The following is a 24754-nucleotide window of genomic DNA, read 5'->3' as shown; positions in this document are numbered from 1 at the left end:
AATGAAGGATCTGCTATGGCTGACGAGAAAAACCATACTTAGCGTGCTTCGAAAAAAAGTGAATATTTTAATTCTGTTTGTTCTTCCTATAGCAGCGGCATTAGTCAGTATGGCGATTTATGGCGGAGGCAGCGGTGCTCCTCTGCGGGTGACCCTCGTTAATCTGGATGGAGAGCATAAGGTCACACAAGATACGATCTCCTTTTTACAGCAGCTAAACAAGGTTCAGATTACAGTTACGGATGAAGAGACCATGAAGAAGGATATTGCAGCGGGAAATTCAGATACTTCGGTCGTCTTTAAGCAAGGCTTTGCAGCAAGTGTCCAGAAGGGTGCTCCGGATCATATCGAAATGATATCTGTAAAGGGAGCCGAGGTAACCGCCTATGTAAAATCCATGCTTCACAGCTATATTAGTAATGTTGCAGCGCTCGGAAAATATGCTGCAGGAGATCAGGAAGTCTTCATGTCGCTCTACGAGGATTACAGTACTCAGCGCTTTAAGCTCTCTTCCGTGAAGGTAGAGGATACGGCGGCAGTTAAAAATGCGACGTACCAAACGATTGGCTTCCTCGTTGCGCTTATGATGTTCTCCTCGGCTAACTTGACTTCTTTTATTTTAAAAGAGAAAGAAAACAGGACATTTTTCCGGATCATGGCATCACCGATATCATCCAAAACTTACGTTTTATCTAATGTGATCGTTAATTTTATCATGTTGTTTGTGCAGATCATCATTACAGTGTTCTTCATGAAACAAGTGCTGCACATTGATTCGGGAATACCTGCGATACAATTTGTTATCATTATGATGTTATTCGGTTTGACCGCCATCGGTTTAGCACTCCTGATCATCTCTTTTGCCAAAGGGGCCAGAATGGCAGGAGCACTCCAAAATCTGATTATTACACCCAGCTGTCTGATTGCCGGATGTTATTTTCCTCTCGAGATCATTCCAGAGAGTTTCAGACAGCTCTCAGGCTTCATGCCGCAATACTGGCTTCTGGAGACTGTCAACAAGCTGCAGAACGGAGCTTCGCTGGCCGGACTATATTTGAATTTGCTTACTCTGATCGGTTTTGCTGCTGCACTTACGCTGGTCGCAATCTATAATTTCAGTCGAAACAATGATACAAGAACCTTTATTTAAATTCAGGATTTCGCCTAATCTCGAGAAGAACATCAATAACCCTGAGTTAAGCTGGGTTCCTGAATAAGAGACAGCATCCTTGCTGTCTTTTATTTTTGTTTGACAATTTGTACGTACATATTGGAAACTAGGAGTAGAAACGAGCATACAGGAGGTTTGGATGATGGGTATAAGTTTGAATGAACGTATTGCAGAGTGGAATAAGGAAGCAGGTCAATGTACATGCGGTAATCCGCACCGTACGGTAGAAATGCATATATGTCTGGAGGATGGGGCACTTGCGCAATTGACCCCTTATCTTAGCAAGCAGAATTATAAAAAAGTGACGGTTGTCTTTGATGAGCATACCAAACAAGCTGCAGGCGATGAAATCATCACTTATCTAAAATCAGCGGGAGTCATTACTAAAGAGCTGTTCCTGCCTGGAAACACTGGAGGTGAGGTTGTCGCAGACGAAGCATTTATCGTTAAAGTTCTGTTAGGTGTCTCGAAGGATACCGATGCGGTCATCGCAGTTGGCTCCGGTACGATTCATGACCTTGTCCGATTTGTTTGCTTCAAGATGAACAAGCCTTTTGTATCTGTTCCCACAGCGGCGTCTGTGGATGGTTTCACTTCCGCAGGTGCCCCTCTTATTGTAGATGGTACGAAACAGACCTTTCAAGCGATCCCGCCGGAGGCGATCTTTGCAGATTTGAGCGTTTTGGCGAAGGCTCCACAAGTGATGACGGCTGCTGGCTTTGGTGATATGCTCGGTAAATTCACATCCCTTGCCGACTGGAAAATATCACGTGATCTTGGAGAAGAACCGTATTGTCCGCTTGCCTACCGGATGACGGAAGAAGCGCTGATGGAGTGTGTTCATCACGTGAATGAGATCGCCGAGGGCAGCAAACAGGGAGTTAGAATTCTGATGGAAGCGCTGATTGCTTCTGGCATCTCGATGCTGATCATTGATCACTCCCGTCCAGCCTCCGGAGGGGAGCATCATATTTCTCATCGTCTGGAGATGGAGTTCCTTCAGCAGGGTAAAAAAGCAATTCTGCATGGAGCAAAAGTTGGCGTTGCATCAGCCCTGCTCTCAGATGTATACCGTTCGCTCTATGAGAGCGGGCAGGAAGAAGCATTTGATGCTTACAAGGATTTGCCTGCGAGAGAGCAAATGCAGCAATGGCTCAGCCGCACAGGAGGCCCCTCTACGATCCAAGAGCTCGGTGTAACCGATGAACAACTGGAGCGTGCGATGAGGACCGCGCATACCTTAAGAGCGAGATACACAGGGCTCAAATATTTAAATGAGATAAAGACAGGGCACGAGGCATAGTCGGGAATTTGCAGGCTGTAATATCAGCAGCGAGGACCTTTTCTCCTAACTACCGAAGTTGAAAAGGTCCTTTATTTACGCGAATCTATAAATTATAGAACCAATAGGTTAAGAACAGTTAAATTGTACGTACAAATTTATAATAGATGGTATTGACATAGGAGTTGAAGGAGAAGAGCGAAATGTGCGAAGTGAGCGAAAAATATACGATCGGTATTGATTATGGAACGGAATCGGGTCGGGCAGTGCTTGTGAAGCTGTCTGACGGAACCGAAGCAGCTGCTCATGTTACTCCATATCGGCACGGTGTTATTGATGAGAGGCTTCCTGTAAGCGGTCACAAGCTGGAAATGGATTGGGCACTTCAACATCCTGCGGATTACATGGAGGTGCTTATGACCTCGGTGCCGGCAGTTATGCAGGCAGCGGGTATAGGCAAGGAAGACGTCATTGGAATCGGAATCGATTTTACCGCATGCACCATGCTGCCTATTGATCTGTTAGGTCAGCCCCTCTGTCTAAGGCCCGAGCTCGCAAGCCATCCGCACAGCTGGGTAAAGCTCTGGAAGCACCATGCGGCTCAGGGTGAGGCTGACCGGATTAATGAGACTGCAGCAGCGCGCGGAGAAGTCTTTCTTAAGCGATATGGCGGTAAATCTTCATCGGAATGGATGATCGGAAAAGTCTGGCAGATCCTAAATGAAGCACCGGATATTTATCAGCTTACAGATCGATTTGTTGAAGCGGGAGACTGGATAATCATGCAGCTGTGCGGTGAGCTGAAGCGCAGCCAATGTGCAGCAGGCTACAAGGCGTTCTATCATCACGATGAAGGATATCCGGACCATGAATTCTTCAAATCTCTCGATCCAAGACTTGAACATGTGATAGAAACGAAGCTGCGAGGCGATATTCTTGAACAGGGGAGCTGGGCTGGCGGATTATCCCGGGAGATGGCGAACGCCATGGGCCTTGCCCAAGGGATTGCGGTAGCTGTCGGGAATGTGGATGCTCATGCGGCAGTGCCTGCTGTAGGCGTTGTGACGCCGGGTAAACTGGTGATGACAATGGGTACTTCAATCTGCCATCTGCTGCTCGGAGAAGAGGAGCTGGAAGTAGAGGGTATATGTGGTGTCGTTCGAAATGGTATTATTCCTGGATACTATGGCTATGAGGCCGGTCAGACAGCTGTAGGCGATATCTTTGCCTGGTTTGTAGAGAACGGTGTGCCTTCTGAAGTGAAGGAATGGGCTGAAGAGGAAGGACTCACCGTACATGAATGGCTGGAGAATAAAGCCTCTTCATACATGCCTGGAGAGACCGGGCTGCTCGCCCTCGATTGGTGGAACGGCAACCGATCCACCTTGGTGGATGCCAATCTGACCGGACTGATTATAGGGTATACGCTGCAGACGAAGCCGGAAGAGTTGTACAGAACATTACTTGAAGCAACGGCCTTCGGTACTCGCAAGATCATCGATGCATTTGAGCGTGGTGGTTTGAATGTAGATATCGTATACGCATGCGGAGGGCTGCCTCAGAAAAATAAACTTCTCATGCAAATATATGCAGATATCATTGGACGTGAGATCAGAGTAGCTGCTTCAACCCAAACGGCTGCTCTAGGAGCAGCTATGTTCGCAGCTGTTGCCGCAGGAGCGAAATCAGGCGGATATGATCGTATTGAAGACGCAGCGGCAAGGATGGCGAGAGTTCGAGATGAGACCTTCAAACCGATACCAGCGCATTCTGAGGTTTATGAAAAAATATATGCAGAGTATAATCGACTGCACGATTATTTCGGTCATGATCCCCATTCTGTGATGAAGAAGCTGAAGTCTCTTAAGGAAGAAGCTGCTGGGCAAACCGTACGTGTATAAACAAGGTAAGAAGGTAAAAAAAGAGCATTCCTTGCAGAAGCAGTCAGCTCATGCAGGGAGTGCTCTCTTACCCATAAGGGAGATATTATGAATTCTGTTTTAAAATGATATCAGCAAAAAGAATCGATTTTGGAACTTTGAAAAACTGTTCTGCTTGATCCTGGAAAGCCGAAGAGGGCATCGTTCCTTGATGAAGCCATTTACGGAATGTTCCCGGGTGTACTCCAATCCAGTGACTCACATCTGTAACGGATAAGTCATGAACCATGCATAATCCGGTTAAGATCCGATTGCTCACTGGCGAGCGCGTAACCGTTCGCTTCATAAATCGGGATGGTTCCGGCTGACAAATGACAGGACTGCTTCTAATGACATCTTCATTAAACAAAATATGGCGCGGATAACCGAGTAATTGACATACTTTATCCAGATTAGTGCTTCCAGGAATTCGACCTTCATACACCCATGCGCTGACACTTCTTGATGAGATCGAGAGATCTTCAGCCAACTGTGATAATTTGATGTCGTTTGCCATGAGCACGGCAAGCAATATACGGTTGCGAACCTGACAGCGTGTCGGCCTGCGGAATCGCTTTACGCGTACGCCTTTTCCCAGATATTTGCGGTTGATCAGAGACCACGCCTGGATCGAATGTTGTTCTTGTTGTTTAGGCATATTTCCTCCGATTTTTTAAACAAATACTACAACAAAATAAGCAGTCGTTTCAAGTGTCGACATAACCACCTTTGAAAGCATATTCATATACGAGGAGCCTTGTTAAGGGAAAATCGGACTATGAATCCGCTCGTTTTTCTCCTATTAATTGTATGTGGAGTTAGTATAGACCAACGAAAACAGGGTAAAGCCGATTAAAAATAGGCCTAAAGACTCAAAAATGGACAAACATTTGATTTCATAAAAATCAAATATAATCGTGTCATCTTTCCATAATTTTCATAGATTAATAGAGAGAAAAAGAAGAGGAGGGGGCATGATGAGTCCGGCATTAATCAATATGCTCCTCGGATTCGTAGGGGCATTCTTCACCTTTGCGTTTGGTGGATGGACACAGCTGCTTATCCTGCTATGTATTGCGATGGCCATTGATTATATTACCGGGGTTGCGGCTGTAATCCGTACTGGCAGCAAGTTGAACAGCAAGATTGGATTTTGGGGATTGACTCGCAAAGGTCTGATGCTGCTTGTTATTTTACTTGCCCACCAGATCGATCAGCTGATTGGAACAGATGTCATTAAAGGAGGGGCGATGTACTTTTATCTGGCGAACGAATTGATCTCCATTACCGAGAATTACAGCCGAATCGGGCTTCCACTCCCCGCCAAATTAAGAGAGATCATAGAGCTGGTTAAGAAGCAGGCAGAGGATGATGAAGAAGCAGCATTACGCAGACGCGCAGAGGAGGATGAAACGACAGATACCACCGGACCAGATCCTGAAGATGCAGAGCTTGAAGCAGTCAAATACTCGGTTGACGAAGATATATTAAGTCAATTTGGACCGCGGAAGGATCGAAGGGAGAATCAGGAAGCAGAATCACAAGGGCCTGAGCAATAGAGGCCTTTTTTTTGCTGGAGTAAGATCTTGGACAAGTTACACATCAGAAAACGATCAGTGATTCATTTACCACTTTATTCGTGTTTATGTTATATTTTTTGTAAACGGAATCAACTCTATTAACTCATGACATAGGATAAGGAGCTATTATAATGATTAAACATATTGTTTTTTTCAAATTAAAGGACCGCTCAGAGGCAAGCATTCAGGAGACAGCTCGTATACTGCGCAGCATGGATGGCAGAATTGAGCTGCTGAAATCATTGGAGATTGGAGTGGATGTCTTGAAATCGGAGCGTTCCTTCGACATTTCTCTGACCGCAGTCGTTGATTCCTTGGAGGCATTGGAGGCCTATCAGGTTCATCCCGTTCATCAAGAGATTATTAAGCACATGAGTGTTGTGAAGGATTCTTCTGTTGCAGTCGATTACGAAATCTAACTTACAAAGGGGAGTAGCAGGTGGGCGATTTAAAAGATGTAATGGAAACGATGTTAATACTGATCGTCATTTTAATTGCATGCCCGGTAATGTTCTTTTGGCTGAAACGAAAAAATAGACGTAACTGATTACCGACGAAACGGATGTGAACGTATTGTACTATGTAAATACAGATCAAATCGAATTACGCTTGTCAGCTATTCCCGAGATTACAGCTGGACTCCGTCATGCACAGGAGAACTGGGATGGGGGAATTATCCTTGGCTTCGTTCAGGAGCGCTCCCTGCATTTGGCTCTAGAGATTGTAACCGACGTAGGCAGTTATCTGATTGATGGATTTATTCTCCGGGACGCGAGCAGCTACGAAGACATCATTGAAATCGTTCATGAAGCAGGGGCATTTGATGAGGAGAGCTATAAGCTGTTTATGGAGCTTGTGCCGCTGCGGAAGCCGCTCGTACAGGATTATTATGCATGGGATCGGACAAGCCTGCATAAGGTAACCCGGACGCTTCCTGATGTGCTGGATCGGTTCGCAGATCAAATTCGCTTATATCTTGAAAAAGAACTCGGACCGTTCCAACAATCACGGAACTAGAAATAATAGATTAAAAATTTCTAGTTGTATCAAATTTTTGTAATATCAAATTTCGTAATGTAATGGATTCACCTATTTGGTTTGGAGGATATATCATGTCAGATCGTAAGAAAGACAACTCCGGATTTCATCCGGTATATATGGCCGAGCTTTTATTCAAGGACATGCCTCAGCTGGAAGAAGAGAAGCTGATGGAGGTCATGAAGCGTTTGACCGGGAAAGCAAGAGTGATGAAACGACCTGTTAACAAGGACGCCGTGAGTAAGGCTCAGAATCAGGCCGAGGCAGCAGATAAAGAACAGGATCTTCTGGTCATAATGCATATGGAGCATATGGTTAATTTTGAAGACGGGACCGTTCCTGCACAGACCTGTATTCTGCCTGTCCACAAGATTCAAGACAAGAACCGGTTCAAGGGTGCTGTGGAGCAGTCCTGGCATTGGAGCGAAGCAAATGAGGTTACGGGCCTGTGCCAGTATCAGATTCGCATCCATGATATGTTTACGGCGGGCCTGCCGCATAAAGAACGACTGAAGCTGTTCCAGCAGGCGTTACTCGCTATTTTAGAAGTTACGCCTTGTGAAGCGGTTTACTTTTACGGCAGTGACAAACTGGTGAAGCCTTCTGCTTATGTCAAAGCGCTCGAAAATGGGGATCATCTATATGGTGCGATGAATGTAAGGCTGTATCAAGCGGGAGGCAGTGAAGCTAGACGTGAGCTGGTGATGGATACGGTTGGTTTATCCTCACTAGGGGTGCCTGATTTTCAATGTCATTTTGCAGGAATGGATCCGGACGTCGTAGCACGTACCTTATACGGTGCGGCTTATTATATATTTGATCAGGGTGATGTGATACAGGATGGTCAGCTGCTGGGCTCATCCGGGGAACAACGCTGGCGCTGTGAACATCAGGAATCATTGGTTTCACCTCTACGATATGTCATTGATCTGGACCCAGGAGCACCCTATTACGCCGGGAACATCTCGTCCTAATCTGAATGGTTTGTGATCTATTGAATTTTGTTGTGTCAATTCAGACTCCTCCTGCTTATAATGCATTAACTAAAAAATGGGCGTTCGCCCGGTTAGCAGGAGGGTTGGAACATGATCGCATGGAGTGTAGCGCTGATGGCAGGGGCTTTTGTTATCCTGGCAGCGGCCGGTGTACTGGTGCTTATTGAAGCAAAAAGCTTGATGAAGCAGGTTAAACGCAGTGTAAGTCAGCTTGAAGAGAAAACAGATTTACTCGCTGCAGATACCTCAGCCATGATTCAAGGTACGAATAAAGCGATATCGGATATGCAGGGACATCTGGAGAAGTCAGCCCCTCTCTTTGAATCGATTGCTTCGCTTGGAATGGTGCTGCAGCAGGTAAGTCGTACAATGGATGAGATCAGCCTCAAGCTGTCTCGTTCAGCGCACAAGCATGTGGATGGTGCACACCAGGACAATGAACAGCGTCTGGGGCAAATGTTCCGATACGTTGATGCGGCCATGACGGTATGGCACACATGGCAGCGTAATACTCCTGCTCCGGGCGCTTCCCGCCCGCTTGAGAAGGAGTGAGCAGGTATGAAAGATACGAACAAGAGCTTGTTATGGGGTACACTGATTGGAACGATTGCTGGATCCATTACAGCGCTGCTATTTGCCCCCAAATCCGGAGCAGAGCTTCGCGAGGATATTGCGGATAACGCCAAGCTGGTTACAGAGAAGGGGCAGAACCTGGCCGACAAAGTCAGCGAGCAGAGTGTAAAGATTGCTTCCAAAGTGAAGGAATCGACAGAAGTCTTTTTGCAAGAAATCCGTGGCGTCAGTTCAGAAAATGAGGTCGCTAAAGTGTCTGGTATCAGTGAAACTGCAAAGACTGAGCAGGCTGCTGACGAAGCAGCAAAGGATGATACAATATAGGCGTAAAGATACGTGGTAAAGGCCTTACTGCCGTTCCCTTGTAAGTATAGGGATGAGGCAAAAGGCCTTTTTGCGCTGAGCTTGGTTTACACGTCTATACTAAATCGGGTAAGATGTAGGTACCTTTTTGCCGTCCGAATCATAGGGTAGGATTGAAAAGGGATGGAAATATGTAAAGAAGGAAGCGGTGTGTTCGTGCAACAAGCTATCGCAATTTTAGATTCTGGTGTTGGGGGGCTGACTGTAGCCAAAGAAGTGATGCGTCAGCTTCCGCGGGAAAAAGTCATTTATTTTGGAGATACTGCCCGCACACCATACGGACCCCGATCGTCCGAGGAAGTAAAACAATTTACTGAACAAATCGTAGATTTTCTTATTCAATTTGACCCAAAAGTTATCGTTATTGCCTGTAATACGGCAACAGCAGCTGCGCTGGACCATATATCCCAGAAAGTAGATATTCCGGTGATCGGTGTCATTCATCCTGGTGCCAGAGCAGCAATAACGGCCACCAAGACAGGTAATATTGGAGTCATCGGTACGATGGGTACAATCAACAGCGGAGCGTATACCACAGCACTTAAGCAGCTGTCTCCATATATCAACGTTATGAGTCAGGCTTGTCCCGCTCTTGTCCCGCTGGTAGAGCAGGGGGATTTCAGGTCCGAGCATACGAGATCCACTGTCAGTGAGTCCTTGAATGGCATGAAAGACAAACCGATCGACACCCTTATACTAGGCTGTACTCATTATCCGTTCTTGATGGAGACGATTGGTCAGGTAATGGGTCCTCATGTCAAATTAATTAGTTCTGCGGATGAGACTGCTAGAGAAACGAGCACGATCTTATATGACAAGGGAAAGCTCGCCATTGGCGATGAAACGCCAGTTCATCAGTTTTTCTGCTCAGGTGATCCGGTCATGTTTCAAAGCATTGCAAGATCCTGGCTAGGAGAGCAGATCCGCAATACCCCGGTCGTATGGCAGGTATCCAAACTGTAACGCTTGAAGAATAACACAGCCTTGACATTGAACTGCAGAGTTCAAAGAACAAGGCTGTCTTTTTTATGCATATTTTAGTGACATCTCAATTCCTCCCTAGGGATTTATCACGAATATAATGAATAGCAGCATATACTGCACGTAAATATGGTTCTTGACCTTCACTTAGTTTATAGGAGGAGATAAGGGATGAATCTATACGGGTATCATGAGCTTGAACAAGACCTTGATCACATAAAAAGCTTAAGAATGTCGATGAGTGAGCTGGGGACTATGGGCTGCAGTGTGCTTGGAAAAAAGATACCATACATCAGGATCGGAAAGGGCCCGATTCAGCTTCACGTCAATGCAGGTATGCATGCGAATGAGTGGCTGAACGTTCCTTGTCTGATGCAATTTGTCAAAAAATATATGACCGCTCTAGAAGAACAACAGGATTGGCAGGGCTGCTTATCCGATGGATGGTCTGAACAAGTGACCCTATGGGTGGTGCCGATGCTTAATCCTGATGGCATAGAATTGGTTCTTAATGGACCAGATGCTCATCCCTTCTCCACAGAGCTCCTAGAAATGAATGGCGGCAATTCTGACTTCTCGGGCTGGAAGGCGAACATTCGGGGCATAGATCTCAACGATCAATTTCCTGCTCATTTTTACGAAGAAGCGAGACGCCGTTCCGTCACTTGCCCTGGACCAAGAGATTATGGAGGAGAACATCCCCTGACTGAACCAGAGTCCAGAGCCTTGGCAGAATGGACGAAGGATAAGAAATTTGACATGATTATCGCACTGCATAGTCAAGGGGAAGAAATATACTGGAACTATCGTGATTACGAGCCTGCGTTCAGTGAGGAATGGGCACAGCAGCTTGCTGCAGCAACAGGGTATGCTCCGGTTAAATTGACGGAAAGTGATGCAGGATATAAAGATTGGTTTATTCAGGAGTATGGCAGACCGGGCTTTACCGTTGAAACCGGACTCGGGACTAATCCGCTGCCGGTTAATCAATATACTCCGATTGCTGCTGAGGTCGAGCGTCTTATGGTGTCTGCCATCCGCTTGCTTCTTCGCTGATCTCTCGAGTTAAGAGCAATGATCTAAGGGAGGTATGGAAACCTCCCCTGAATTTACACGTATGTTATGATAGTAATAACCCGGAAGGAGAATGATCATCATGAAATGGAAGAAGCTGCTTTCACTAAAGTCGTGGTCTCATGTGTTTAAAAGGATGCCTGCTCTTCTAATGTCTTCAGAAGTTAAATTGCAGGACAAGCTTCTCTTCTTGGTTCCTGCCGCGGTATATTGGGTTATGCCTGATGTGCTGCCACTCCTCCCGATTGATGATATCGGGGTCACGATGTTTCTCATGAACTGGTTTGTTCAGAGGGCAGAACGCAAATATCCTAATGTAGCAGTTCGAAAATAATTGATGAATGATGAAATGGATTCAATCTGCAGATATTGCTAAATACACGCATCTTGATTAAAATATAGGGTATTGAAATTGAGCCAATTATAAATTGCTAACAGTTTCTATATATAGATGACACTAGGAGATGAAATTATAATGAAAGCAAAAATTACTCGTAATGCCGCTAAAGTGCTTAAGCGTGAGCTGGCACTTCCTGAGAATGAAGGTAAATATGTACGCGTCCTGATTACGCTCGACCATGGAGATCATGTACACTATGGAATTGACTTTGATACACCTAAAGAGAATGATGAGGTTGTATCTACAGATAAAGAAATCGACCTGATCCTTGAAACTGGCAAGCCGATGCTGGATGGCATCAAAGTGGATTATTTGTACTTCCCTAAAGAAGGTTTTGTTATTACAAATCCTGCGCAAGGGAATCATTTCCACGACTAATTGTTAAGAAGCCGAATGATGTTTTTCTTGTGAGAAGGGGAGTACATGGCTAACGATATTCGAGTATGTGATAAATGTAAGCATGTCAAATTAAAGTCTTTGGTGCCTAAGCTTCAGAAGATGGCTCCAGATGCCGAGATCAAGGTAGGCTGCAAATCCTATTGCGGACCCTGCGGCAAAAGAGCTTTTGTATTTATTAATGGACGATACATCAGCGCACCGACAGAGGAAGAAGTGCTTGCCAAGGCAGCCCCATTCATTAAAAATTAAGTTCTGTGCATAACGACCTTTCTTAATATCCATGCTAACAGGTGTAGCAGGGACTTTGAGAGAGGAGTGTGCTTCGATATGAAACACGATCATTCCAGTCTGCAATCCTTCACGACGGTGGCGCAAGCCTCCAACTCAGTAAAAAAACTGCATCATGCGGTATCCCAAGCGATGTCGCATCCTACACCAGATATGCTCGATCAAGCGAATAAGCGATTGCTGCGTGCAGAGAATGCAGTAGCGGTAGCCCGGCAGCAGCTGAACTACAGCGGTACTGAGTTTGCAGAGGAAATCCTCTCAGAAGAAAAGGAACGTCTCACATCACTCCATGCCAGCCTGGCATCGAAGAAGCCGGAAGACAACTGACCTGCATACCAATGAACCCCCGTTCTCATCAGAGACGGGGGTTTGTTGATGATCGATATTAAAATCAGTAGCCCTTACTTCGACGAATCACGAAGCTTCGCGATGAGGTCATAAGTAATTACACGATCAGATATTGACAGCTGGTTCTTTGCTTTATCAAACGTAGCTTCGCATGCGTTTACGTTTGTTTGCTCTCCTGACTCAGCATCATAACAGCCCCCATGTTCAAAGCGGTAATCGTCTGAAGGGATGTAATACAATTCCCTTGTAGCGAAAGCGCCTGTACGAAGTACAACCATCCGATTTCGGCTGTTCAGCAGGTCATTCCCCATGAAATACTTCGAATCTGTCGGTATACCGAGCAGATGAAGAAGGGTTGGTGCGATATCCATTTGACCTGCTGGCTCCAGATATACTCCAGAACGTGCTCCATCAGGTAGATGGAGGAGAAGTGGCACCTGGTTCATGATTTGATGCATCTGGAGCTCATCAATCCTCTTGCCGAGAAAGGCCTCATAGTTGGATTGCTCCTTCAGAGAATTGTCATGATCGCCGTAGACCATAAATAGGGTATTTTCCCACAGCCCCTCCTTCTTCAGCCGTTCAATAAGCTCTCCGAGTGCCGCATCTGAATAATGTACGGCCTGAAGATAGTCCCCAAACAGAGTTCCGTTAAACTGGCCCACATCCAGCTCTTGTATAGATTCTGGAAGCGTATAGGGATGATGGCTCGTTAATGTAATCATAAAGGAGTAGAAGGGCTCTTCATTGGTGCCAGTCAGTTGATCCAGCGATTGCCGGAAAAAAGACTTGTCTCCCAGCGACCAGCCGATCGGCTCGTCTATCGTGTAATCATTTTTGCTCATGAATTCGTCATATCCCATGTGGCTGTACATCGTATATCGGTTCCAGAAGCTGCTCTCGTAAGCATGATAAGCGCCCGTGTAATACCCTTGCTCTCCGAGAACAGACGGGAGTGAGTCATACATATGATCCGGGTAGCGGGTGAATACAGAGCCTGTCGGCAGAGGATGCAGCGAGATGTTGGCAGATAAGTCAGCATCGGAGGTCCGTCCTTGACCGGTCTGATGATAGAAATTTTTGAAATATAAGCTGTCCTTCATTAATGCATTGAGATGCGGGGTGACCTCCTGACCGTTTATACTTTTGTTAATCACAAAATTCATCAAAGCTTCAACCTGGACAAGCATGACATTCTTACCTTTATATTGGCCAAAAGTGTCCGATGAGGCGGCTTTTAGCGCTTGCTGCTGCTTATGATCAAAGTATTGCTTAACCTCGTTCATTTCCTCATCTGTCAGGCCTGCTTGGCTATTCTGCCGCTCCTTGTTATACCGGTATAGATCGTAGCCGTGGAATCCGAGCAAGCCAGTCACGTTATATAGGCTGAGGTTCCACCAGTTGCCTGTAAACAAACCGACCGCCCATGTGCGATTGTAAAATTCAATGGGTCCAAAGGTAAGAACTGCACCGATCACAAGTGCAAGAGTGCCGCTGAGGAATCGCTGCCACTTAGGTGCATATTCTTTATGTGCGCTTCGTGCTCTAACTGTGCGCTTAGAGAGGAGGAGAACGCATACAGAATATACGGCAAGCAGCAGTAGATCTGCAAAAAACCACAAATCAGCGAATCTCAGAAGTGAGAAAATACTGTCATCCACCGAGCTTAATTGACCAGCCTGCAGCAGTACAGGAATGGTAATGAAATCTTGGAAGTACCGATAATAGACGAGGTCGGCATAGATGAGTGCACTGAGCAGCACATCCAGGACAATCAGGGCGATCATTCTTGCACGCTGCGGGAGCCATAGCACCCAGAAGGAGACGAGCAGCAAAGATCCGAAACTAATCACATAATCGAGAAAATTCATATCAATATTTCTTGCATTAAGCTGGCTGTGGAAGTATCCCAGCTTGAGAATCATCAGGATCACAAATATGAGGTAATAGAAATAACGTGAACTCCTCCACTTTATGTATCGGGAGGATGTATATGAAGGTGTGTTAAATCGCTTGGACAAGCATGGTTCCTCCTTTGAACGTACATGATACAAGTTACATTATATCTCTCCGTACAGTTGTTTATGAAATTCGAATGATGCACCATACTGAACACAAAAAGAGTAAACGTCATAAGGTTTACTCTTTTGTGTTCAAGATGCATGCATTAGTTTCGAGCGGGTTTGGGAGGCAGAGGACCTAAGAATTGATAATACTGGGTCTCGATACGTCCGTTGAACAGCTTTCTGCGCTTATCGGCCTTCTGATTGAAGTATCGTTCAAACGATTTGGTTGACGTAATGGCAAAGAAGGACCAGGTCGGTACCTCGGCTGCCACTCGTCCAAGCTGACGAATGAGCTTCTCTACCTCAGCTTGTTCTCCAAGCCGTTCACCATATGGCGGGTTGGTAATAAGACATCCGTACTCTCCGGACAAGCGGACTTTGGCTACAGGCAGAACATCGAGCTTAATTTCCTTGGCGAAGCCGGCACTCTTGACCGCAGCTTGAGCAACCTCAATTGCTCCCGGGTCTACATCGCTGCCGGCAATCTGCAGAGGGATGTCATCTTTAACCGAGTCAAAAGCTTCCTCACGCGTTTCATCCCATAGTTCCTTGGATACGAGCGGCCAATGCTCGCTATTAAACGAACGACGAAGACCAGGAGCGATATTCCAGCCGATCATTGCCGCTTCAACAAGCAGTGTTCCTGACCCGCAGAATGGATCGTAAAAGGGACGGTGCGGGCCCCAGCGGCTGAGCTGAATGAGAGCAGCAGCCAATGTCTCTTTGAGCGGAGCTTCTGTAACCAGCTTGCGATAGCCCCGTTTGTGAAGGCCTGCTCCGCTTGTATCCAGGGTCAGAAGTGCGATGTCGTTATGAAGGTTAACTTCAATGACGAAGCGGGCGCCGTTCTCCGGGAACCATTCTGTATGATAGGTCTGCTTCAGCTTCTCGACGATTGCTTTTTTGACAATCCCTTGAGATGCAGGCACGCTGCTAAGCTGAGATTTATGAGATCTTCCTTCTACGGGGAACTCGCCGTTTTGAGGGATCCATTCCTGCCATGGAAGGGCTTTGGTTCCTTCGAATAATTCATCAAAGGTGGTAGCCTTGAACTCGCCCATCTTAACAAGTATGCGGTCGGCGCTTCTAAGCCACAGGTTACACCGGGCAATATCGATGAAATCGGCCGCAAAGGTTACTCGACCGTTCTCTACAGTTATATCTTCATAACCGAGCAGTTTTAATTCTCTAGATACGACAGCTTCTAGTCCCATCGGTGTTGTTGCGATTAATTGCAAAGGTTGCATTGAATTGCTTCAGCTCCATCCTGGTGACATTCTATTTGAGTTCAATTACGAATAGGATGCCCCAATATATTTTCAGCAAGCCTTGCTTGCCAAGGCTTGTACCAGTACAATAAGGTACGCACCGTTCTCAGCTTAATTAAACAAACATTTATTATAAATTAATTAAATGAAGAAGGAAAGTTATTTAAGGGGGATTCCATATCCGATGATGATTACACCAGATGATTATGTATCTAAATTATATGAAGAGGATGAAATGCTGAAGGAAGTGCTTGAAGCCATTAAAGAGCGCGGTATGCCTGAAGTATCGGTTGCAGCGGCATATGGGCGGCTCCTCACAATGCTTGTACGGACCTCGCGTGCAGAGCAGATATTGGAGATCGGTGCACTGGGTGGCTACAGCGGCATATGTTTAAGCAGAGGATTAGGGGAGACAGGCCGATTAACCTCACTTGAAATTAAAGAAGAGTACGCTGCGCTGGCTTACGAGCATTTGAGCAAAGCAGGCTTCGGTGATCGAGTGGAATATCGAATAGGGCCGGCCGCAGATAGCTTGGCACGCATGAAGGAGGAAGGGAAGAAGTTTGACTTCTTTTTTATTGACGCTGATAAGCTGAATTATACGGTTTACTTAGAATATGCAATTGAATTGTCAAATCCAGGTGCTCTAATTGTTGGAGATAATTGCTTCCTGCGCGGAAGAACTTTAAATCATGAGAAGAATGGTCCTTCGGTCCAGGCTGTCAGAAGATTTAATGAGCTGATGGCTTCGGATGACCGATTAATCAGTACATTGATTCCGGCATATGACGGACTTGCTATTGCATATGTAAAATAAACAATGACAAAGAACACCCTCGAATGCTTGTTATCGAGGGTGTTCGTTCATGTATAACAACGGATAAGAAAATAATGATGCCGATTATACTTCGGATTTACCGTAGGTTTCAAACCAGCCTTTGATTGTATCGAAGTCATCTGTGAATGCCAAAGAGAGAAGCAGCAGGATGCGAGCATGCTGCGGGCTGAGATTATCTCCCGATATGATACCCTCGCCGCCGCTATAGACGCTTCCTGAACCGGTACGAGTCGTGGTTACGAAGACAACGCCTTCCTCAATGGCTGTTTTTCTCTCGGCACTCATCGCACTGGAGATTCCGCCTGCACCTGTTCCGGAGGTGACAATACCCTTGGCTCCGTTCGCTACGAACCCGCTGATCGCACCAGCTCCTGCTTGTTGATAAGAGATCGCGATCTCAACTTTAGTATCGGCCAGCTTTTCTTTTGAAATTTTGGAAAGGTTGAAGACAGGCTTCGCTGTACCTTCCGGCTTCATTGCCCGGGCAGGAGCACGATAGATACGGATATTATCTCCATCTATGTATCCGAGAGCGCCAAGCACCGGTGTCTCAAAGGTGTCGGTACGATAAGCATTCGTTTTGGTTACACCTCGTGCAGAATGCAGCGTATCGTTGAGCATCAATACAGTTCCAAAGGAAGTTGTGCGTCCGCTTGCAGCCAGCTTAATCGCATTGAACAGATTGGCTTGTGCATCAGAGCCGATAACTGTCCAAGGACGCATGGAGCCTGTAATAATAACCGGCTTATCGCTTTGAACCGTAAGATCAAGGAAGTAAGCAATCTCTTCCATGGTATCGGTACCTGTTGTAACCACGACACTGTCATAGGTTTCAAGCGCTTTATCTACCGACATCGACAGATCGTATAGGTCGGGTATGGTATAGGCAGAAGAGCCTGAATTGCCAAATTGCAGCGTGTTCACTTCAGCCAGCTTGTCCAGGTTAGGAAGAGAGCCCACCATGTCACCGATCGCAAGTGAACCTGCCCTGTAGCTGGTGAAGCTGGTCTCATCAGTAGATTGTCCTGCAATCGTACCGCCTGTTCCAACGACAAGAACATTGGGTAATTCGGAGGCTTTGGCAGCCTCAGTGAGAGGAGGGATCGTCGTATTGCGGATCGGTGTAGTGGACTGAACAGGAGAGGTTGTTCCTTGCACGACAACGGTCGCCGCGCTGGCAGTAGATGGGATGGGGGATAGAGACAAGGTTAAGGCGGTCAATGCGGCTAGGGCAAAGTGTTTACTGAATCTGTTGTTAGGTTTCATTCCGTTACACTCCTCTAATGCAAATTTTGGTATGTAGTCTTGAGGAGTATTCTATATTCATGTTAGATAAAATTACAAACTATAAAAAACAGAGTAAACATCTGATAACTATAGAAATTAAGAGATAATACCATAATAGTTAAAGAAATCTAAGGAAAACAAACTTTGTTTCGAATGTTTTAAGTTTCAATCAAATCGATGAATGCGAGTTTTGTGTTATATATCCTCACACAATTTATGGCGAGATACGTATACACATAAAAACGACATTCTACTCTGATAACTTGCAGGTAGAATGTCTTTTTTTGATAAATAGCTATGTTTGATGCTCTGCTATACAGATGACTTTTTCCGTGAGTACAGCTTCATCCGCACCCAGATCACATTGACCAACAGAAGCGAGCCCGAGATGATGAACAAGCCTTCAATGCCTATAAAGCCTGATAAGAAGCCGCCTGCTACAGCACCTATCATATTTCCTAACGCCAGAGTGCTGCTGTTGAACCCGAACGCACGGCTCTCCATTCCGTCCGGTGTATAGGAACGAATCAAGGAATTGACACTTGGCAGAAGGCCGCCCATAAATATGCCCATTAAGAAACGAATCACGATCAGCTGACCGACATTTTGTACAAAAGCTTGAGGTATCAGGGTCAAGGCTGCTCCGATAAGGGCAAAGGTAAGTATTCGATGCGAACCGATCTTGTCACTCAGCTTCCCAAGGAGGGGTGAAGCGATCATATTGGATATGCCTGCAACAGCGCTGACCATCCCCGCAAAGAAGGCGAGATTCTCTACCGTACCATGCAGGTGAAGTACATATAGCGGAAGTAAAGACATGGGACTGATCATAGCAAATTGCAGCAAGAAGGTGACGGCGAACAGCGCCGGCAGCTGAGGCGTTTTGGTCAGCTGGTGCAGTCCTCCCAGTACCGTCTGTGCTGGCAATTGTGCAGCCTCTTCACGGTCAAAGTTCTCTCTGACAAGAAACAATGCCAGCAGTGAAGCAGAGAAGATCAGAATGCCTGTGATATAGAAAATAGGTCTAAAGCCCACGAGGTCAGCTAATATGCCACCGATTAAGGGGCCCAGAATAGTTCCAGCAACCTGACCTGATTGAACAGTTCCCATGGCAAATCCCATTCGGTCTTTTGGTGTCGTTCCCGAAATCAGTGCGACGGCTGCCGGATTGAAGCCTGAGATTGTTCCGTTCAGTAATCTAAGAAACAGCAAATGCCATGGGTTTTGTGCAAAACCCATGAGGGTAATAACAATGGCCATGCCAAAGCCTGAGCGCAGCAGCATGATTTTGCGGCCGTATTTGTCAGCAAGCTTACCCCATAGGGGCTGAAATATAAAGGAGGTAACAAAATTGGCTGCAAAGATAAATCCCGCCCACAGTCCGATCTCACGTTCACCGGTTACTCCCAAATCCTGGGCAAGGTATAATGATAGAAAGGGAGTAACCATTGTCATGCCGGCATTTACTAGAAATTGTCCGAACCATAGCACGATAAGGTTAATTTTCCATGATTTCAATTGATGAGGGTCACTTCCTTTCTGCCGCTTACGTACGGTTCAATTGTTGCCATTATTTTAGTATAACACACTACAGGAAGAGTGGTTTTTGTGCGGTACTTGATGAATCATTGCTTTATCGGTTCTTCAGATTGCATTCATTTGCTTAAGGGAACCTTCATCCAATTGTCAATGGATGTTCGATTTCGCTTACTTGTTAGCTGGTTTTAAAAAGGGCATAATGGAAATTAAAGAAACGACATTATTGGAGGCCAAGAAATGGCATATAACGATAGGTTTATTAGAGCAGGGTATAAGCAGCCTGTAGATCAGCTTCCCGTATGGTATATGAGACAAGCTGGGCGTTACGATCCCGAATACCGCAAGGTCAAAGAGAAGTACACTTTACTTGAGATTTGCAAGCAGCCGGAGCTCGCTGCAGAAGTAACCCTCATGCCTGTACGTAAATTGGGAGTAGACGCGGCAATTTTATATTCAGATATTATGAATCCGGTCGCTTCCATCGGTATTGATTTTGATATTGTGAAGGATGTAGGTCCTGTTATTCACAACCCGATCCGTTCTTCAGCCGATGTAGAGAAGCTTCGTCCAATTAATGTTGAACAGGATTTGTCGCACATTATGGAGACGATACGTATTCTGGATAAGGAGCTCACGGTTCCTCTCATCACTTTTGCCGGCGCGCCGTTTACCATTGCCAGCTATTTGATCGAAGGCCGCCCTTCAAAGGGGTATATTCGAACCAAAGAAATGATGTACAGCGAACCAGCAGTTTGGTTTCAATTGATGGATAAGCTCGGCGATATGGTTATTACTTATGTAAGGCATCAGATTCAGAATGGCGGTAAAGCATTCCAGGTATTTGACAGCTGGGTTGGGGCCTTGTCTCCTGCCGATTTCCAAATTTACGTCCTGCCAACCATTACGCGCATCTTCGAAGAATTATCTGATCTGGACGTTCCGAAAATTTATTTTCCAGGCGTCAGCTCGGGCGAGCTGCTTCCTACACTTTCAGACATCAAGGCAAATGTAGTGGGTTTGGATTGGAGAGTGTCCATTAATGAAGGTCGAAGAAGACTGGGGAATAAGTTCGCTGTTCAAGGGAATCTCGATCCTTACGTACTTACAGCACCTATTGAAGTCATTAAGAAGTATGCAAAAACTATTATTGACGAAGGAATTCAGCAGCCTGGATACATATTTAATCTGGGGCATGGTCTGTTTCCCGAGGCTTCTATTGACAAGCTCAAGGAGCTGACAGATTATGTGCACGAATACTCAGCTGAAGCGCTGAAGGTTCAGAATGCACACCTATAAACATATAGAGACAAGGTGGGAATTACTATGAGCAACCAAGTAGGCGTGCTTGTCATGTCGTATGGCACACCACAAAGTATGGAAGATATAGAAGCTTATTATACACATATTAGAAGAGGCAATAAGCCATCTGAGGAGCAGCTTCGCGAACTTACGGAGCGATATGAAGCCATCGTCGGCGGGGTCTTCCCTCTCCGCGAGCATACGAACAATCAGGTGGAATCCCTTGAGAAGACGTTAGCGCAGGATGAGAGAGCCTCCGGGGTAGAATTCCGATGTTATCAAGGCTTAAAGCATGCAAGTCCGTTCATTGAAGATGGTGTGGATGCAATGGCTAAGGACGGCATTAAGAGAGCGGTAGGTATCGTTCTAGCCCCTCACTACTCTATGATGAGCATTGGGTCCTATATCAAAAGAGCACAAGCGAAGGCTGAAGAGCATGGGATTGAAATGAGCTTTGTAGAATCCTATCATCTGCATCCGAAGCTGATTGAAGCATTGTCTATACGCGTTAGTGCGAAGCTCGATCAATTTGAAGAAGCAGGAGCGAAGCGCGATTCGGTTCGCGTTCTGTTTAGTGCGCACAGCCTGCCGGAGAAGATTGTAGAGATGGGAGATCCATACCCGGAGCAGCTGCTGGAAACCTCCAAGGCAGTTGCCAAGCAGGCAGGTATAGAGAACTGGCAGTTTACATGGCAGAGTGCCGGTCAGACAGCTACCCCATGGCTCGGACCAGATATTCTCGACACCCTGCAGGTGCTGAGCAAGGAACAGGTTGAGGATGTTCTCGTGGCACCGGTAGGTTTTGTATCTGATCATCTTGAAGTGCTGTACGATCTGGATATTGAAGCGAAAGCGATCGCGAAGGAGCTCGATATGCGTCTAATGCGGATCGATTCACTTAACAATGATCCATTGTATATGGAGACGCTGAGTGACTGTGTCATTAAATCATGGCAAGGAATAAACTGAGCTCTTAGATAATACTGTAGGGAGCTTTTATAAAAGGTCTGCTAGACTATGAGGGCTTGCATCCACTCCGGATGCAGGCTCTTTTTTATTGCTGATCTATCGTCAGCCTGAGTATATAGCCGGATTCAAGAAATATCCTTTTACTGGTATAATAGATTTGGATTTTATTAGAATTAATTGATTCATTAAGAACAGGAATAAGTAGAAGGAGAGAGTATGCTGCCGTCAAGATCAGAGAAGCATTCGGCTGCGAAAAAAGCGAAACAGCGCAGAAGAAGCAAAATGTGGGTTACATTGAACGTTGTCCTTATTTTATGTATCGCAGGTATTATCATATACTTTAATTCAGTAGGGGGTCTGACAGGTCCTGCGGAAGATCCGGGCGTATCCTTATCCAGTATTGAAGGGAACCAGGATGAGCAGGAGTCGAATGAGACTGGGAATACAGCAGAGGTTGACAACAGAGAGAGGGCCTCATCTGAATCCGAAGAGGATAATTCGAACACTTCATCATCAGAAGATAAGGAGCTGAATGAAGCTTCAGAGGATACGACTTCCTCGACCGCCGAGCAAGCTGAAGAGCAATCAGACCCGAAGACTGGCGAAGGTGATTCTGCCGATAAGTCTGCTGAACCTGCGGATGGTGAATTCGTCGTTATGAGCTTTGCGGGTGATGTGCAGTTCTCAGGTAAAGTCGAGGAATTGCTTGAGAGAGAAGGCTTTGATTATCCATACCTTCATCTAGGCAATCTTTTTAAGAACGATGATCTTACGTTCATCAATCTGGAAACACCGGTGACAACAGGAGGAGAGGCGGCACTCGGCAAATCTTACGTGTACAAATCCTCTCCTAAGGCCCTTGAAGCGATGAAGGAAGCAGGAGTGGACATCGTTAATCTGGCAAACAATCATATATTGGATCAAGGGCAGGCAGGACTTGCCGATACACTCAAATATTTGAAGGATTATCAAATAAATTATGTTGGTGCTGGATTGGATCGCAAGACTGCCTATGCTCCCGTCTATTATGAGGTCAAGGGAATGCGCATAGCACTGCTCGGCTTCACAAGAGTTATTCCTGAAGCAAGCTGGCGAGCTGAATCAGGAAAACCAGGTGTTGCAGATGCATATAATAGTACAGATGCTGTTAAGGCGATAGGGCAAGCGAGAAAAGAGGCTGACCTCGTCATTGTCATGTCTCATTGGGGCGAGGAGCGTCAGACGATGCCAAACGATATCCAAACACAGCTGGGACATGAATTTATTGATGCAGGTGCAGATCTGGTCATTGGCGGACACCCTCACGTATTGCAGGGACTGGAATCTTATAAAGGAAAATGGATTGCTTACAGTACAGGCAATTTTATATTCTCAAGATCCACAAATGAGGAGACATGGAGAACCGCCGTATTCCAGGCCCGCTGCCAGAAGAATGGGGCCTGCACGATGAAGGCCACCCCTTATCATGCCGAGCTGGGGCAGCCGGTCCCTATGGAGAATAAGGATGGGGCTGCTCTTTTGAAAGAGCTGGAGCTCAGATCGTTTGACGTAAAGGTAGGAGCAGATGGCTCCATATCGGCAGCAGATTAAATTATAGGTGTAAGGAGATGGAGATGAACAATCCTTGTGTAGCACACCGTGGTTATTCCTCACTTGCTCCGGAGAATACGATGGCTGCCTTTGAGCTTGCAATGGAGCAGGCGCAGGTTCAATGGATCGAGCTGGATGTTCAGCTATCCCGGGACGGCTATCCTGTTGTCATCCATGATTATCGGCTCGAGCGAACGACAAACGGCAAGGGGTTTGTGAAGGACATGACCTTGCACGAGCTTAAACAGCTGGATGCAGGCAGCTGGAAGTCGAAGAAATACGCGGGCGAACGAATTCCAACTCTGGCTGAAGTATTGGAGCGGACAAGGGGAAGGGTCAAGCTGAATATTGAGCTCAAGACGACGGGGGATATGTATCCTCACATGCCAGCAGCAGTGTTAAGGGAGCTGTTCGGCAGATGGAACGAAGCAGATTATGTGATTACTTCATTTGACCGCAGATCACTTGTTAAAGTAAAGTTAATTCATCGGTTTGCTCGAACAGGACTTATCATTAATGCATATCCGCCCGATCTTGCACGTCAACTTATTGAGCTTAAATGTGATCTGCTGTCTATAGGTTATCCTCATGTGAATAAGCAGCTCATAAGCGACATGAAAAAAACCGGAATTGATGTCATGGCCTGGACCGTAGATTCGTCCAGAATTATGCGCAATTTGGCAGTAATAGATCAGGATATTATGTTGTGTACGAACAATCCGGAATTATGGCAAAAGGCTTTTGCTAAAAAAGCAATGAAATGGTTTAAATCTTAAATTAGACATTAAGGCGAAAGGATTACGATGAAGATGAATTCACAGATCAGAAATGTCTATTGTGTTGGCCGCAACTATCGCCTGCACGCCGAAGAACTAGGAAATGCAGTACCTGACGAACCTATGATATTTATGAAGCCCTCCCATGCGGTCGTTCTGATGGAAGATCAAGAGCTTACTCTTCCAGGGGGCCGAGGTGAGATCCATTATGAGGCAGAGCTGGTTGTGAGAATTGGAGCAGACCATACTCCCGGTATGAATGTTGATGAAGTCATCGACGCATATGCTTTCGGAATCGACTTTACACTGCGTGATGTACAGTCTGTGATCAAACAAAAAGGTCATCCATGGACAGCAGCAAAGGGATTTAAAAATTCAGCTCCGATCTCCAAATTCGAGCCTGTCCAATCTATTCAGTCTTTAACCGATTTCGAATTTACACTGAATAAGAACGAGGAAGAAGTGCAGCGCGGAAACATTCGCGACATGATTTTTACCATTCAAAATATAGCGGATTATCTATCCGAACATTATGGACTCGGACCGGGGGATATTATATTTACAGGAACTCCGGCTGGTGTTGGTCCTGTTGAGCCAGGAGATCGACTGGAGTTGACCTGGGCAGATGAAGCTAAGGGAAGTGTGATCGTTCGTTATTAATGCACAATTATGAAATAATTAAAGAAATTATTGTGTTATCCTTGTAAGAAG

General features: G+C 45.9%; 26 protein-coding genes. 21 read left to right on the top strand and 5 right to left on the bottom strand.

Going from position 1 to position 24754, the window contains the following annotated elements; all coding sequences use genetic code 11:
• Position 1 precedes the first annotated feature (1 nt).
• The 3 genes from BLW49_RS03335 (at position 2) to BLW49_RS03325 (ending at position 4354) form a co-directional block, all read left to right on the top strand.
• The gene (locus BLW49_RS03335; protein ID WP_090723114.1) at positions 2-1150 is read left to right on the top strand and encodes an ABC transporter permease; all 1149 of its coding nucleotides are present in this window, start codon (positions 2-4) and stop codon (positions 1148-1150) included.
• 169 nt (positions 1151-1319) lie between these two features.
• On the top strand, positions 1320-2474 hold the full coding sequence (locus BLW49_RS03330) for a sn-glycerol-1-phosphate dehydrogenase (protein ID WP_076312532.1): 1155 nt from the start codon (positions 1320-1322) through the stop codon (positions 2472-2474).
• A gap of 191 nt (positions 2475-2665) precedes the next feature.
• The gene (locus tag BLW49_RS03325; protein WP_076312531.1) at positions 2666-4354 is read left to right on the top strand and encodes a ribulokinase; all 1689 of its coding nucleotides are present in this window, start codon (positions 2666-2668) and stop codon (positions 4352-4354) included.
• An 85-nt stretch (positions 4355-4439) separates the two neighbouring features.
• On the opposite strand, the gene BLW49_RS03320 is transcribed toward BLW49_RS03325, so the two are convergent.
• Positions 4440-5030: a helix-turn-helix domain-containing protein gene (locus BLW49_RS03320; RefSeq protein ID WP_076311381.1), complete on the bottom strand. Its 591-nt coding sequence runs from the start codon at positions 5028-5030 to the stop codon at positions 4440-4442.
• A gap of 316 nt (positions 5031-5346) precedes the next feature.
• On the opposite strand from BLW49_RS03320, the gene BLW49_RS03315 reads away from it, so the two are divergent.
• The 12 genes from BLW49_RS03315 (at position 5347) to BLW49_RS03260 (ending at position 12390) form a co-directional block, all read left to right on the top strand.
• Complete coding sequence (locus BLW49_RS03315; protein ID WP_371264515.1) at positions 5347-5931, top strand: phage holin family protein; 585 nt, start codon at positions 5347-5349, stop codon at positions 5929-5931.
• Between the two features lie 152 nt (positions 5932-6083).
• Positions 6084-6371, top strand: a complete 288-nt coding sequence (locus BLW49_RS03310; protein ID WP_076311379.1) for a Dabb family protein — start codon at positions 6084-6086, stop codon at positions 6369-6371.
• A gap of 154 nt (positions 6372-6525) precedes the next feature.
• Positions 6526-6969 carry a DUF86 domain-containing protein gene (locus tag BLW49_RS03305; RefSeq protein ID WP_076311378.1) on the top strand — a complete coding sequence of 148 codons (444 nt, stop codon included), beginning with the start codon at positions 6526-6528 and terminating at the stop codon, positions 6967-6969.
• A gap of 95 nt (positions 6970-7064) precedes the next feature.
• Complete coding sequence (locus tag BLW49_RS03300) at positions 7065-7964, top strand: DUF4261 domain-containing protein (RefSeq protein WP_076311377.1); 900 nt, start codon at positions 7065-7067, stop codon at positions 7962-7964.
• Between the two features lie 111 nt (positions 7965-8075).
• The gene (locus BLW49_RS03295; protein ID WP_076311376.1) at positions 8076-8537 is read left to right on the top strand and encodes a DUF948 domain-containing protein; all 462 of its coding nucleotides are present in this window, start codon (positions 8076-8078) and stop codon (positions 8535-8537) included.
• 6 nt (positions 8538-8543) lie between these two features.
• Positions 8544-8882 (top strand): YtxH domain-containing protein, encoded by a 339-nt coding sequence (locus BLW49_RS03290; RefSeq protein ID WP_090723112.1) that lies wholly within the window; start codon positions 8544-8546, stop codon positions 8880-8882.
• A gap of 195 nt (positions 8883-9077) precedes the next feature.
• A complete protein-coding gene (gene racE, locus BLW49_RS03285; RefSeq protein ID WP_076312530.1) occupies positions 9078-9884 on the top strand; it encodes a glutamate racemase in 807 nt (268 codons plus the stop codon).
• Positions 9885-10073: 189 nt separating this feature from the next.
• Positions 10074-10958: a M14 family metallopeptidase gene (locus BLW49_RS03280; RefSeq protein WP_090723111.1), complete on the top strand. Its 885-nt coding sequence runs from the start codon at positions 10074-10076 to the stop codon at positions 10956-10958.
• A gap of 100 nt (positions 10959-11058) precedes the next feature.
• Positions 11059-11310 carry a hypothetical protein gene (locus BLW49_RS03275; RefSeq protein ID WP_076311373.1) on the top strand — a complete coding sequence of 84 codons (252 nt, stop codon included), beginning with the start codon at positions 11059-11061 and terminating at the stop codon, positions 11308-11310.
• 141 nt (positions 11311-11451) lie between these two features.
• On the top strand, positions 11452-11754 hold the full coding sequence (locus BLW49_RS03270; RefSeq protein ID WP_076311372.1) for a heme biosynthesis protein HemY: 303 nt from the start codon (positions 11452-11454) through the stop codon (positions 11752-11754).
• Positions 11755-11799: 45 nt separating this feature from the next.
• The gene (locus BLW49_RS03265; protein WP_076311371.1) at positions 11800-12024 is read left to right on the top strand and encodes a YuzB family protein; all 225 of its coding nucleotides are present in this window, start codon (positions 11800-11802) and stop codon (positions 12022-12024) included.
• A gap of 78 nt (positions 12025-12102) precedes the next feature.
• A complete protein-coding gene (locus tag BLW49_RS03260; RefSeq protein ID WP_076311370.1) occupies positions 12103-12390 on the top strand; it encodes a hypothetical protein in 288 nt (95 codons plus the stop codon).
• Between the two features lie 74 nt (positions 12391-12464).
• On the opposite strand, the gene BLW49_RS03255 is transcribed toward BLW49_RS03260, so the two are convergent.
• A complete protein-coding gene (locus BLW49_RS03255; RefSeq protein ID WP_076311369.1) occupies positions 12465-14432 on the bottom strand; it encodes an LTA synthase family protein in 1968 nt (655 codons plus the stop codon).
• A gap of 146 nt (positions 14433-14578) precedes the next feature.
• Positions 14579-15724, bottom strand: coding sequence for a THUMP domain-containing class I SAM-dependent RNA methyltransferase (locus BLW49_RS03250; protein ID WP_076311368.1), 1146 nt, complete (start codon positions 15722-15724; stop codon positions 14579-14581).
• A gap of 205 nt (positions 15725-15929) precedes the next feature.
• Here BLW49_RS03250 and BLW49_RS03245 point away from each other — a divergent pair, with 205 nt between their 5' ends.
• Entirely contained in the window at positions 15930-16562 is a 633-nt protein-coding gene (locus BLW49_RS03245) for an O-methyltransferase (RefSeq protein ID WP_076311367.1), read from the top strand.
• 84 nt (positions 16563-16646) lie between these two features.
• Here BLW49_RS03245 and BLW49_RS03240 read toward each other — a convergent pair whose 3' ends face one another.
• Both BLW49_RS03240 and BLW49_RS03235 read right to left on the bottom strand, forming a co-directional pair.
• The gene (locus BLW49_RS03240; protein ID WP_076311366.1) at positions 16647-17849 is read right to left on the bottom strand and encodes an asparaginase; all 1203 of its coding nucleotides are present in this window, start codon (positions 17847-17849) and stop codon (positions 16647-16649) included.
• A gap of 333 nt (positions 17850-18182) precedes the next feature.
• Positions 18183-19388 carry an MFS transporter gene (locus BLW49_RS03235; protein ID WP_076311365.1) on the bottom strand — a complete coding sequence of 402 codons (1206 nt, stop codon included), beginning with the start codon at positions 19386-19388 and terminating at the stop codon, positions 18183-18185.
• 258 nt (positions 19389-19646) lie between these two features.
• Between BLW49_RS03235 and hemE the strand changes: the two genes are divergently transcribed.
• The 5 genes from hemE (at position 19647) to BLW49_RS03210 (ending at position 24703) form a co-directional block, all read left to right on the top strand.
• The gene (hemE, locus tag BLW49_RS03230) at positions 19647-20705 is read left to right on the top strand and encodes a uroporphyrinogen decarboxylase (RefSeq protein ID WP_076311364.1); all 1059 of its coding nucleotides are present in this window, start codon (positions 19647-19649) and stop codon (positions 20703-20705) included.
• A 27-nt stretch (positions 20706-20732) separates the two neighbouring features.
• Positions 20733-21677, top strand: a complete 945-nt coding sequence (gene hemH / locus BLW49_RS03225; RefSeq protein ID WP_076311363.1) for a ferrochelatase — start codon at positions 20733-20735, stop codon at positions 21675-21677.
• A gap of 216 nt (positions 21678-21893) precedes the next feature.
• A complete protein-coding gene (locus BLW49_RS03220; RefSeq protein WP_076311362.1) occupies positions 21894-23267 on the top strand; it encodes a CapA family protein in 1374 nt (457 codons plus the stop codon).
• Positions 23268-23290: 23 nt separating this feature from the next.
• Entirely contained in the window at positions 23291-24043 is a 753-nt protein-coding gene (locus tag BLW49_RS03215; protein ID WP_090723109.1) for a glycerophosphodiester phosphodiesterase, read from the top strand.
• Positions 24044-24076: 33 nt separating this feature from the next.
• Positions 24077-24703, top strand: coding sequence for a fumarylacetoacetate hydrolase family protein (locus tag BLW49_RS03210; RefSeq protein WP_090723813.1), 627 nt, complete (start codon positions 24077-24079; stop codon positions 24701-24703).
• Positions 24704-24754: the final 51 nt, after the last annotated feature.

The sequence above is a fragment of the Paenibacillus sp. PDC88 genome (assembly GCF_900106725.1).
GTDB classification, from domain to species: Bacteria; Bacillota; Bacilli; order Paenibacillales; family Paenibacillaceae; genus Paenibacillus; species Paenibacillus shunpengii.
This window is presented reverse-complemented; position numbering and strand designations above follow the sequence as displayed.

Excerpts from the sequence above, each read along its gene's own strand:
- BLW49_RS03210 (WP_090723813.1), top strand. The coding sequence starts at position 24,077 with ATGAATTCACAGATCAGAAATGTCTATTGTGTTGGCCGCAACTATCGC.
- BLW49_RS03290 (WP_090723112.1), top strand. The coding sequence starts at position 8,544 with ATGAAAGATACGAACAAGAGCTTGTTATGGGGTACACTGATTGGAACG.
- BLW49_RS03295 (WP_076311376.1), top strand. The coding sequence starts at position 8,076 with ATGATCGCATGGAGTGTAGCGCTGATGGCAGGGGCTTTTGTTATCCTG.
- BLW49_RS03310 (WP_076311379.1), top strand. The coding sequence starts at position 6,084 with ATGATTAAACATATTGTTTTTTTCAAATTAAAGGACCGCTCAGAGGCA.
- BLW49_RS03265 (WP_076311371.1), top strand. The coding sequence starts at position 11,800 with ATGGCTAACGATATTCGAGTATGTGATAAATGTAAGCATGTCAAATTA.
- BLW49_RS03300 (WP_076311377.1), top strand. The coding sequence starts at position 7,065 with ATGTCAGATCGTAAGAAAGACAACTCCGGATTTCATCCGGTATATATG.
- BLW49_RS03215 (WP_090723109.1), top strand. The coding sequence starts at position 23,291 with ATGAACAATCCTTGTGTAGCACACCGTGGTTATTCCTCACTTGCTCCG.
- BLW49_RS03245 (WP_076311367.1), top strand. The coding sequence starts at position 15,930 with ATGATGATTACACCAGATGATTATGTATCTAAATTATATGAAGAGGAT.
- BLW49_RS03260 (WP_076311370.1), top strand. The coding sequence starts at position 12,103 with ATGAAACACGATCATTCCAGTCTGCAATCCTTCACGACGGTGGCGCAA.
- BLW49_RS03280 (WP_090723111.1), top strand. The coding sequence starts at position 10,074 with ATGAATCTATACGGGTATCATGAGCTTGAACAAGACCTTGATCACATA.
- BLW49_RS03270 (WP_076311372.1), top strand. The coding sequence starts at position 11,452 with ATGAAAGCAAAAATTACTCGTAATGCCGCTAAAGTGCTTAAGCGTGAG.
- hemH (WP_076311363.1), top strand. The coding sequence starts at position 20,733 with ATGAGCAACCAAGTAGGCGTGCTTGTCATGTCGTATGGCACACCACAA.
- BLW49_RS03240 (WP_076311366.1), bottom strand. The coding sequence starts at position 17,849 with ATGAAACCTAACAACAGATTCAGTAAACACTTTGCCCTAGCCGCATTG.
- BLW49_RS03275 (WP_076311373.1), top strand. The coding sequence starts at position 11,059 with ATGAAATGGAAGAAGCTGCTTTCACTAAAGTCGTGGTCTCATGTGTTT.
- BLW49_RS03320 (WP_076311381.1), bottom strand. The coding sequence starts at position 5,030 with ATGCCTAAACAACAAGAACAACATTCGATCCAGGCGTGGTCTCTGATC.
- BLW49_RS03220 (WP_076311362.1), top strand. The coding sequence starts at position 21,894 with ATGCTGCCGTCAAGATCAGAGAAGCATTCGGCTGCGAAAAAAGCGAAA.
- hemE (WP_076311364.1), top strand. The coding sequence starts at position 19,647 with ATGGCATATAACGATAGGTTTATTAGAGCAGGGTATAAGCAGCCTGTA.
- BLW49_RS03315 (WP_371264515.1), top strand. The coding sequence starts at position 5,347 with ATGATGAGTCCGGCATTAATCAATATGCTCCTCGGATTCGTAGGGGCA.
- BLW49_RS03335 (WP_090723114.1), top strand. The coding sequence starts at position 2 with ATGAAGGATCTGCTATGGCTGACGAGAAAAACCATACTTAGCGTGCTT.
- BLW49_RS03250 (WP_076311368.1), bottom strand. The coding sequence starts at position 15,724 with ATGCAACCTTTGCAATTAATCGCAACAACACCGATGGGACTAGAAGCT.